Here is a 3,796-nt window from a genome sequence, read left to right as displayed (position 1 = left end):
ACATATCCTTTCTTCTGGCAAATGGATAGTGTACAGAAATCTTCTGTAAAATAATCAATGGTAGAACTGGCAAGATGCCAGTTCTACCAGGTCAGTGCCAGTTCTACTTACCATCAACCACTGGCAAGATGCCAGTTCTACCAGGTCAGTGCCAGTTCTACTTACCATCAACCATTGGCAAGATGCCAGTTCTACCTACCATAGGCCACTGGCAAGATGCCAGTTCTACACAAGATGCCAGTTCTACAGGATCAGTGCCAGTTCTACATCAGTCAAACCAAACCATAGTGATGCCACCAACAAGTCAAGAAGAACAGCAATCAAACCTTATTATCAACCACCATTGGCGAGAAATTCAGTACTTTGCTGAAGACTTGGGAAATGGGATCACTTTGGACATGGTTGCCATCCCCAGTGGCACTTTCGTTATGGGTTCCCCAGAAACCGAAGAGGGGCATAGAGACAGTGAAAGTCCCCAGCATCAAGTCACCCTTAAATCCTTCTTGATGGGCAAATACCCAGTTACCCAAGCCCAATGGCAAGCCGTCGCCGCCCTACCCCAAGTCAAAACAGAACTTGAAAGCGATCCATCCGAATTTAAAGGGGAATACCTACCTGTAGAGCAAGTCTCGTGGTATGATGCAGTGGAGTTTTGTGAGCGGCTGTCCCAGTATACGAAACGCCCTTATCGCTTGCCCAGCGAAGCCGAGTGGGAGTACGCCTGTAGAGCCGGAACAACCACCCCGTTTCATTTTGGAGAGACGATTACGACAGACTATGCTAATTACGATGGAACAGATGATCAACAGGATCGTTGGAAAGGGTCTTATGGTAATGGGCCATCAGGGATTTATCGGCAAGAAACAACCCCAGTGGGGAGTTTTGGGGTAGGGAATGACTTTGGACTCTACGATATGCATGGGAATGTTTGGGAGTGGTGTGCAGACCATTGGCATGATAACTATATAGGTGCGCCGACGGATGGTAGTGTGTGGCTAGACGATAACCATAACGATAATCAAACTAAATACCGAGAAAGGCTGTTGCGGGGTGGTTCCTGGGACAACTTCCCTGAGGACTGCCGTTCTGGGTCTCGCGACAGCTGTAATCCGGCTCTCTGGCCCGACGTCGGCTCTTTTGGTTTGCGTGTGGTGTGTGGGTGTGCGTGGACTCTGTAACCCTTTGCCCCTTTGCCCTTTTGCCCTTTACCCTTTTTTTCTTTTACCTCTCCCTCCTGTAGAACTGGCATCAAGCAGCGTGACCGGAATTTCAAATGGGTAGAACTGGCATCAAGCAGCGTGACCAGCAATTTCAAATGGGTAGAACTGGCATCAAGCAGCGTGACCAACATTTCTGTGTTCCCCCTGTAAAACTGGCATCAAGCAGCGTGACAACTACCCAGAACCCTGCCTATAGTTAAGCTGTTGCTTAAATAATAATACAACATTAATGTCTAACAACAATAACAGCCCCATTGGATTATCTGAATTTATCCAACAGGTTAAACACGATCTGCTCTCCGTAGCACCAGGTCAGGAAAAAGATGCTCCCTTGTTGTGTGTTGAGTCTGTGGAACTGGAACTACAAGTTAGTGTCAAGCGAACTGCAAAAGCAGGTGCCAAGGGAAATATCAAAATTAACGTACTAGGAACTGGAGGCGAAGTAGGAGGCGAACTGGGTGGCGACTTAGGACGGGATGAGATTCATAAAGTCAAAGTGAAATTATCTCCCCTCTTCGATAAAGAGCGTCTGCTGGAATTTTACCAGACCCTTCATAGAGACAAAGTGCCAACAACCGTCAAGAATTCTTTAAAGGCACTCCTTAAAGGCAATGAGGAGGGCAATCTGAATGATGACCTGGGTGACTAACAGCATTCCCGATTCCCGATTCCCGATTCCCGACTCCCGATTCCCCATTCCCCACACATATCCTCTTCGCCACATGGAAACCAACCAGATAAGCTGTCATCTGCGTACTAATCCGGGGCAAGGGCACAGAAGAAAGGTCAGCCACATAGACATTAGCTGACCCGTATACTTTACCAGTATCTATTGCATTGTCGAGTCCTTTATCAATCGCCTTACCGAATAGGCATCCCCCCGACAAGTGCTGCTCCGACAGTAAAAACCTGCGACTGTAAACATCAACATACTCCTCAATCTGGTTCTCTTCGTAGGGCATCTTAGTTACCAGTCGCAAAAACCACTTAACTAACCAATGTGGCTGTTCTCCCAAACCGTTCAACAGTGCCATGTGCTTGGCAATCTCACTGTTAGCTACCACTTTATCCTGATTGAAATGGGATTGTTCCTCTTCTCCAAAGAAATCTAATTCAATCCGAGAGTCCTCCCTTGAATAGCAACCCTCTTTAGCAGCATTAAACTTAATCGCGGCAGTAATCAAGCTTGGGTCATCATGCCATGGTTTGCCTTGAACTAAGTTATAAAGTCCCCACAACAGGTTAATGATGAAATTGACTCCCTGAAGAAACACCCTAATCACGTTCTTGATGATATTAAACAACCAAGGTAACCTGATCACGAACTTCTTCAGCCAGTTTGGGAACAGAAACGCCAGATAAAGGTGGGCAATCATAAACCACAGCCTCTCAAAATTACCGGAAAAGAAATCGAAGCAGCAAACCGTTTCCTGTCCCGGTTGTTCTGGTTCTGGTTGCCATACTGTTGTCGCAAACACAGGGATGTACACATCCCGAGTGGTAACATCAATGCTCTTGTCCACGACGTAGATGCCCAGGGGCATGACAATATGGTCATTCACATGCTCCCCGATCTGATCGTTTCCCAATTCCTCGCGGTGAGACCAGAGCAGCCGTGGCGTCGCACCCCCTGCGCACATAATCACCTTTCCACCATCCCTATCCAGAGACAAGCGCTCAGTCATCCCCGTGTCCAGGTACTTAACATGTACTGCCACGCACCGTGGTTTTTGCCCTTGTTCCTTAGAAAACTCAAGTCTCTCAACCCTACACCTAGTCTTGATCTCCACCCCCTGGCCAAACCAATCGACAATCGATACTCCGCTGTGGGTTCGCTGCCCAAATGAGTTGAACTGGGTTGGAAAAAGGTGCAACAGGGCGGTATCGGTGACCTCCAAATTAGGAATATTCTCCATAGCGTCTGTGCTCACCACAAAACCAACCTTCTCAGCCGCCTGGAGTACTTGTTTAGTCACAGGTGACGGTTCCGTTGCTGGGTTTGGTCTAACAAACTTCTGATTCAACTCTGCCTTCAAGCTGTCCCAATAGGCTGCCGTTTGACCAATATGTGTCGCCAGCCACTCCGACGACTCATGCATCATAGTATAGTTAATCGAGCCGCCACCACCCATAGTGCAAGCCCGCCCCGATATAATCGGAATTCCCTTGGGGGTCAGGGCATTGTGCAGCTTGAATACCTTTTCCTCTGCGTAGGACTTAGTCCAGTTGTTCTGGTGGGTAATGTCGCTGGTAGTAAAGAAATCATCCCCCTCCTCCAGCACTAACACCCGCTCCCGGATAGACCTGTCATTACCAGCTTCTAGGTAGTAGCTCAGAAACCCACAGGCTCCATTACCAGAGCCAACCACGATCGTATCGTACATCATCGCAATGGTTTTTTAAGCAAATTATTTTATTGTATCTCTTTCTCGGGAGTCGGGAATCGGGAGTCGGGAGTCGGGAGTCGGGAGTCGGGAGTCGGGAGCAGGGGAAGTGTGGGAAGTGTGGGGAAATGGGGAGATAGCCAGATGAAATTGATGTTTAATCGTGTGAGTGCTAAGAATTGGTATAACCTA

At 48.0% G+C, this 3,796-nt stretch carries 2 protein-coding genes and 1 pseudogene; 2 read left to right on the top strand and 1 reads right to left on the bottom strand.

Annotation, left to right across the window (positions count from 1 at the left end):
* Positions 1–368: 368 nt before the first annotated feature.
* Both F6J94_RS31660 and F6J94_RS31655 read left to right on the top strand, forming a co-directional pair.
* A pseudogene (locus F6J94_RS31660) lies at positions 369–1,178 on the top strand (formylglycine-generating enzyme family protein); the annotation flags it as partial.
* A 271-nt stretch (positions 1,179–1,449) separates the two neighbouring features.
* A complete protein-coding gene (locus F6J94_RS31655; protein WP_293047511.1) occupies positions 1,450–1,869 on the top strand; it encodes a trypco2 family protein in 420 nt (139 codons plus the stop codon).
* Here the strand turns inward: F6J94_RS31655 and F6J94_RS31650 are convergent.
* Positions 1,823–3,607, bottom strand: a complete 1,785-nt coding sequence (locus F6J94_RS31650; RefSeq protein WP_293047509.1) for a GMC family oxidoreductase N-terminal domain-containing protein — start codon at positions 3,605–3,607, stop codon at positions 1,823–1,825. The genes F6J94_RS31655 and F6J94_RS31650 overlap by 47 nt on opposite strands.
* Positions 3,608–3,796: the final 189 nt, after the last annotated feature.

The sequence above is a fragment of the Moorena sp. SIO1F2 genome (assembly GCF_010672755.1).
Lineage (GTDB): Bacteria > Cyanobacteriota > Cyanobacteriia > Cyanobacteriales > Coleofasciculaceae > Moorena.
The sequence above is the reverse complement of the archived record's forward strand: the minus strand, read 5'-3'. Positions and strand labels throughout refer to the sequence as shown.

What these genes read in the sequence shown, in the direction of transcription:
- F6J94_RS31650 (WP_293047509.1), bottom strand. Translation starts at nt 3,607, where the DNA reads ATGATGTACGATACGATCGTGGTTGGCTCTGGTAATGGAGCCTGTGGG.
- F6J94_RS31655 (WP_293047511.1), top strand. Translation starts at nt 1,450, where the DNA reads ATGTCTAACAACAATAACAGCCCCATTGGATTATCTGAATTTATCCAA.